6 protein-coding genes and 1 tRNA gene are annotated in these 6,329 nt (G+C 66.8%); 1 reads left to right on the top strand and 6 read right to left on the bottom strand.

Going from position 1 to position 6,329, the window contains the following annotated elements; all coding sequences use genetic code 11:
• Positions 1-193 precede the first annotated feature (193 nt).
• From NE234_RS43965 to NE234_RS43940, 6 genes are all read right to left on the bottom strand, one after another.
• Positions 194-925, bottom strand: a complete 732-nt coding sequence (locus NE234_RS43965; protein WP_252787127.1) for an ABC transporter ATP-binding protein — start codon at positions 923-925, stop codon at positions 194-196.
• On the bottom strand, positions 915-1,727 hold the full coding sequence (locus NE234_RS43960) for an ABC transporter ATP-binding protein (protein WP_252787126.1): 813 nt from the start codon (positions 1,725-1,727) through the stop codon (positions 915-917). The genes NE234_RS43965 and NE234_RS43960 overlap by 11 nt, the downstream gene beginning before the upstream one ends.
• Entirely contained in the window at positions 1,724-2,911 is a 1,188-nt protein-coding gene (locus NE234_RS43955; RefSeq protein WP_252787125.1) for a branched-chain amino acid ABC transporter permease, read from the bottom strand. Before NE234_RS43955 ends, NE234_RS43960 begins: the two co-directional genes overlap by 4 nt.
• Positions 2,908-3,873: a branched-chain amino acid ABC transporter permease gene (locus NE234_RS43950; protein ID WP_252787124.1), complete on the bottom strand. Its 966-nt coding sequence runs from the start codon at positions 3,871-3,873 to the stop codon at positions 2,908-2,910. The genes NE234_RS43955 and NE234_RS43950 overlap by 4 nt, the downstream gene beginning before the upstream one ends.
• Before the next feature lie 85 nt (positions 3,874-3,958).
• A complete protein-coding gene (locus NE234_RS43945) occupies positions 3,959-5,125 on the bottom strand; it encodes a branched-chain amino acid ABC transporter substrate-binding protein (protein WP_252787123.1) in 1,167 nt (388 codons plus the stop codon).
• Positions 5,126-5,395: 270 nt separating this feature from the next.
• Positions 5,396-6,007, bottom strand: a complete 612-nt coding sequence (locus NE234_RS43940) for an ANTAR domain-containing response regulator (protein ID WP_252787122.1) — start codon at positions 6,005-6,007, stop codon at positions 5,396-5,398.
• An 88-nt stretch (positions 6,008-6,095) separates the two neighbouring features.
• On the opposite strand from NE234_RS43940, the gene NE234_RS43935 reads away from it, so the two are divergent.
• Positions 6,096-6,168, top strand: a tRNA-Leu gene (locus tag NE234_RS43935).
• The last annotated feature ends 161 nt before the right edge of the window (positions 6,169-6,329 follow it).

The following is a 6,329-nucleotide window of genomic DNA, read 5'->3' as shown; positions in this document are numbered from 1 at the left end:
AACCGCCTCGTCGGCATCCTGCACGGCTGCCTCAAAACCCACACCCTCTACGACCAGGCAACCGCCTGGTCACACCACAGCCACGACCTCGCCGCTTGACATCCAACCTCCAGGGATGTCTGACCCGGCGCGACGACGAAGGGGCGGCGGCCCGCCCACGCGAGCCGCCGCCCCTTTCGACGCCGTAGGGACGTCAGGCCGTCGGGCCCGCCGCCGCCTCCGCGCCGCCACCGAGGTACGCCGCGCGCACCTGCGGGTCGTTCAGCAGCGCGCCGGCCTCCGCCGACTTCACGACGGTGCCCGTCTCCAGGACGTACGCGCGGTGCGCGACCTGCAGCGCCTGCTGGGCGTTCTGCTCGACCAGCAGCACCGTCGTGCCCCGCCGGTTGATCTCCGTGATGATCTCGAAGATCTGCTGGATCAGCTTCGGCGCCAGACCCATCGACGGCTCGTCCAGCAGCAGCACCTTCGGCTTGGTCATCAGCGCCCGGCCGATCGCCAGCATCTGCTGCTCACCGCCGGACATCGTGCCGCCCGCCTGGTTCTTGCGCTCGGCCAGCCGCGGGAACAGGTCGTACACCTCCTCCAGGTCCTTCTCGACCTGGTCCCGGCGCGCGTACGCGCCCATCTGGAGGTTCTCGACGACCGTCATGCCGGGGAAGATGCCACGGCCCTCCGGGGACTGCCCGATGCCCATCAGCACGCGCTTGTGCCCCGGCACCTTGCTGATGTCCTTGCCGTCGAACACGATCGAACCGCGCGTCAGCGGACGCAGCCCCGAGATCGTCTTGAGCGTCGTCGTCTTGCCGGCGCCGTTCGCGCCGATCAGCGTGACGATCTCACCCTCGTCGACCTCCACGGACACGCCCTTGAGCGCCGCGATCTTGCCGTAGTGGACGTGGATGTCCTTGATCTCAAGAAGCATCGGCGGGAACCCCCAGGTACGCATCGATGACCCGCTGGTTGTTCTGGATCTCCGCCGGGAGGCCCTCCGCGATCTTCTGGCCGAAGTCCAGCACGGCGATCCGGTCGCTGATGCCCATGATCAGGCTCATGTCGTGCTCGATCAGCAGCACCGTGCGCCCGGTGTCCCGGATCCTGCGGATCAGCCCCTGCAGCTCCTCCTTCTCCGTCGGGTTCATCCCGGCGGCCGGCTCGTCCAGCAGCAGCAGCTTCGGGTCCGTCGCCAGCGCACGAGCGATCTCCAGCCGCCGCTGGTCGCCGTACGGCAGGTTCTTCGCCGTCTCCTCCATCCGGTGCGCGATGCCGACGAACTCCATCAGCTCCCGGGCCTTGACCCGGCCGTCGCGCTCCTCACGGCGATGCCACGGCAGTCCCAGCGCCGCACCGGCCAGACCCGTCCGGTGGTGCGCGTCCGCGCCCACCATGACGTTCTCCAGCGCCGACATGTTGTGGAACAGCCGGACGTTCTGGAACGTGCGCGCCACGCCCCGCTTCGTCACCTGGAACCGCTTCTTGCCGTCGATCCGGGAACCACCGAAGACCACCTGGCCCTCGGTCGGCCGGTACACCCCGGTGACGACGTTGAAGACCGTCGTCTTGCCCGCGCCGTTCGGGCCGATCAACGCGAAGATCTCACCCTCGTTGATCGTCAGGTTCAGGCCGTTGATCGCGACGACGCCGCCGAAGCGCATCGTGATCTCACGCAGCTCCAGCACCGGCGTACCGGTCCGCTCCTCCACCGGAACGGCTGCCGTCTCGCTCATTCGCCCACCTCACCAGCGGCGACGGTCACCGGACCGCCCACCTCGGCACCGAGGCCGCCCATGCCGCCCTCACCCTCGGCGAGCTCCGCCTTACGGCGCCGCGACGGCAGCAGGCCCTCCGGCCGGAAGACCATCAACAGGACCAGCACCCCGCCGAACACCAGCACGCGGTACTCCTGAAGGCCACGGATCCGCTCCGGGATCCACGCCACCAGGAAGGCGCCCAGCATGACGCCCGGGAGGTTCCCCGAGCCGCCCAGGACCACCGCCGCCAGGATCGTCGCCGACAGGATGAACGGGAAGTTGTTCGGGATGATCGACACCGCCTGCGACGCGTACACCACGCCGCCCGCGCCACCGATCGCCGCGCCGATCGCGAACGCCGCCAGCTTGAACTTGAACGTCGGAACGCCCATCAGCTCGGCCGCGTCCTCATCCTCCCGGATCGAGGCCCACGCACGGCCCACCCGGCTGTTCTCCAGCCGCTTCGAGAAGATGATCGCCAGGACGATCACCAGCAGCATCAGGTAGTAGTACGGCTTGCCGTCCAGCGCGCCGTACTTGAACGGCTGCACGCCGCCGAGCCCGATCGCGTCGAAGAACCCGTTGTCCGGGATCGTCCACTCCGTCAGCGTCGGCGGGTGCGGAATGCCACCGATGCCGTTCGGGCCACCGATGTAGTCGGTGTTCTGCGCCACGATCCGGACGATCTCCCCGAAGCCCAGGGTCACGATCGCCAGGTAGTCACCGCGCAGCCGCAGCGTCGGAGCGCCCAGGATGATGCCCGACACCGCCGACAGCAGCACACCGACGACCAGGATCTCCCAGAAGTCCATGTGCATCTTCGTCCCGAAGATGGCCATCGCGTAGCCGCCGATCGCGAAGAACGCGACGTAGCCCAGGTCGAGCAGACCCGCCTGCCCCACGACCACGTTCAGGCCGATCGCCAGCAGGATGTACCCGCCGATCGGGAAGAACAGCAGCGTCGGCCAGTCGGTGTACGGCGACATGAAACTGCCGATGCCGTCCGCCGGCAGGATGATCGCGACCACGATCAGCACCAGGTAGACGACCCACCGCGCCCAGCGCGGAGCGGTCGCCCAGCGTTCATGAAGCGAGTCGGAGAAAGACGAGTACCCGTCCCGTACGCGGGTGAGCGGGTTTCGGTTGGTCGTATCGTTCATGCGCGCGCCTGCTGAAGAGACTCACCGAGGATGCCGGTGGGACGGAACATGAGGACAAGCACCAGAACGCTGAATGCGACGACGTTCTGCCATTCGGAGCCGAAGACCGCCGAGCCGTACATCTCGATCAGGCCCAGGACGATACCGCCGACCAGCGAACCGCGGAGATTGCCGATACCGCCCAGCACCGCGGCGGTGAACGCCTTGATGCCCAGCAGGAACCCGACGTCGAACTTCGTCTCCTCGAACCGCAGCATGTACAGCGCCGCCGCGACACCCGCCATCGCGCCGCCGAGCGCGAACGTCGCCGTCACGATCCGGTCGATGTTGACGCCCATCAGCACGGCCGTCTCCGGATCCTGCGCGGTCGCGCGGATGCCGCGGCCGAGCTTCGTCCGGTTCACGAACAGGTCCAGCAGGACCATCATGAGGACCGCGCCGACGATCACGATGAGCCGGTCGTTCGACAGCTCGAACCCGCCGATGTGGATCACATCGGTACGGTGCACGAAGTGCCCCTGGACCGGCAGCGCGCCCTTCTCCTTCGGCAGGCCGAAGGCCTGCGGGATCACGAGCCGCGCGAAGAGCTGCTGCAGGAACAGCGACGCGCCGATCGCCGAGATCAGCGCCGCGAGCCGTGACGCGTTGTTCCGCCGCAAGGGCCGGTACGCCACGTATTCCAGGATGACGGCGCTGCCGCCCGAGGCGACACCGCCCACCACCGCGAGCGCGAGGGCCATGCCCACCAGCGCGAAACCGCCGACGTTCGACGGCATCCCGAACAGGTGCAGGGCTCCGAGCACCCCGAACGTCCCGATCATGAAGATCTCGGAGTGCGCGAAGTTGATGAGTCGCAGGACGCCGTAGACCATCGTGTAGCCCAGCGCCACCAGGGCGTAGATCGCGCCCAGCGACAGGCCGTCAATGGTGTACGGCCAGAATTGACTGAAGAGAGTGTTCAATGTGGTCGCCTCTACCGCAGGGGCGGGAGCGCGTCTTGCGCTCCCGCCCCTGCGCGTGTCTCAAGGCCGCCGTCTGGCAGGCGGACTACTTGACCGTCGCGTTCTTGGCGCTGCCCAGCAGCGGGAGCTGGGTGCCCTTGACCTCGTAGACGTAGACGTCCGTCGCGGTCGGCTCACCGTTGCTCTGGAACTTGATCTGCTTCGAGACGCCCGGCTTGTCGACCTTCGTCAGGAAGTCGTTGATCTTCTCCGGCGTCGTGTTGCCGGCCTTGACCGCCTCGATGAACGCGGTGGCCGCGTCGTAGCCCTCGGCCGAGTAGATCGCCGGGTCGGCGTGGAACTTGGCCTTGTAGTCCTCGGCGAACTTCTTGCTCGCCGCGCTCGCCGTACCGCTCGGGTCGATCAGGCACGGGCAGCCGATGATCGAGCCGTCGGCGTTCGTACCGCCGGCGCCCTTGGCCAGACCCTGGTCCAGCGAACCGTCACCGGACAGGAAGCGCGCCTTCACGCCCCCCTCGCGCAGCTGCTTGATCAGCTTGCCGCCCGCCGAGTAGTAGCCGCCGAAGAAGATCGCGTCCGGCGCGAACGCCTTGACCTTGTTCACGGTCGCGGAGAAGTCCGAACCGTTCGGGTCGATCGCGTCCTCGGAGGTCTGGGCGCCGGCCTTCTCCACCGTCGCCTTGACCGTCTCACCGAGCGGCTTACCGTACTCGGAGTTGTCGTGGATGATGAAGACCTTCTTGGCCTTCAGCCCGTTGCTGATGAACTCGCCGATCCCCGCGCCCTGCACGTTGTCGTTGGCGATGAGGCGGTGCCAGTACTTCCAGCCGTGCGTCGCCAGCGCCGCGTTGGTCGCGGAGGAGGAGATGTTCGGCAGCTTGCCCTCCTCCAGGACCGGGTCGGCCTGCGCCGACTCGCTGGAGAAGGTCGGGCCGATCAGGCCGGCGATCTTGTCCTTCGTGATGGCCTGCTTGGCCAGCGGCACGGCCTGCTCGCCCTTGCCCTGGCTGTCGTAGGTCTTGAGGGTGATCTTGACCTTCGGGTTGGTCGCGTTGTACTGGTCGATGGCCAGCTGAGCGCCCTGCTTGGGCGGGATGACGATGCCGGAGTTCTCGCCGGTCAGGTCACCCATGAACCCGATGGTGACATTGTCGCCACCGCCCTTGGAGTTGCCACCGCACGCGGACGCGCCGAGCGCCAGTGTCGCGCTCGCCGCCACCACGCCGACGACGGTAATCAATCTGCTCCGCAAGGTAGCTCTTCCTTCCGTCCGAATCCCCGGGATCAGGGACTTAATCTGCACCCAGGTCGTGGACTCGGTGCGGGCGAAATGACACGTTTCCTGGGGCTCAGGTGGGTAGTACACCGAGCACCGGCTACGAGCAGTAGGGATTCAGCGATGGTGTTGCTGATTCGTTACTGGTCCGTGCCCCAAAAGTCCGGATACGAATACGGATGACTACTCTGCGTAGTAGCGCAGCTCACTCCGTTACAGGGGTGTTAACGGACACCACGAGGCCCACTATTCGGTCTTCGCCTCAGAGGTGTCCCCCGCACCGCCCACGATGACCGCCTCCGCGACCGCCCGCATCGTCAGCCGACGGTCCATCGAGGTCTTCTGGATCCAGCGGAACGCCTCCGGCTCCGACCACCCGTGCGCGCTCTGCAGCAGCCCCTTGGCCCGGTCGACCAGCTTCCGCGTCTCGAGTCGCTCCTCGAGCGACGTCACCTCGGCCTCAAGGCTCTTGATCTCCTGGAACCGGCTCACCGCCATCTCGATGGCGGGCACCAGGTCCGCCTTCGTGAACGGCTTCACGAGGTAGGCCATGGCTCCGGCCTCGCGGGCCCTCTCGACCAGCTCCCGCTGGGAGAACGCCGTCAGGATGACCACGGGTGCGATCCGCTCGCCGGCGATCCGCTCGGCCGCCGAGATCCCGTCCAGGACCGGCATCTTCACGTCGAGGATCGTCAGGTCCGGGACCAACTCCGTGGTCAGGCGGACCGCCGTCTCCCCGTCCCCGGCCTCGCCGACGACCTCGTACCCCTCTTCTTCCAGCATCTCCTTGAGGTCAAGCCTGATCAGAGCCTCATCCTCAGCGATCACAACACGACGCGCGCTCTCGGTCACGCGCACGAGCGTACCCGGACCCGCTACCCTGGTACCCGACCCGGGGGTACTCCCGGTCACCAAAACGGACATATAGCTGGATGTCAGGAAATAGGCCCCGATATCCCAACGGCAGAGGAAATGGTCTCAAACACCATCTAGTGTGGGTTCGAATCCCACTCGGGGCACTTTGTGAACCGCCGCTCCTAGCGAGCGGCGGTTTTGATGCCCCTATGGATGTCAAGCGACGGCTTGTTGTGTGCGGGCTTGGGGGTCGGGTCTGGTGATGATCTGGTAGATCTCGCGGGCGACGTAGCGTTTGAGGCAGCGGATTGCTTCGCGGCGGGTC

The organism is Actinoallomurus rhizosphaericola, assembly GCF_024055675.1.
Taxonomy (GTDB): Bacteria; Actinomycetota; Actinomycetes; order Streptosporangiales; family Streptosporangiaceae; genus Actinoallomurus; species Actinoallomurus soli.
The sequence above is the reverse complement of the archived record's forward strand: the minus strand, read 5'-3'. Positions and strand labels throughout refer to the sequence as shown.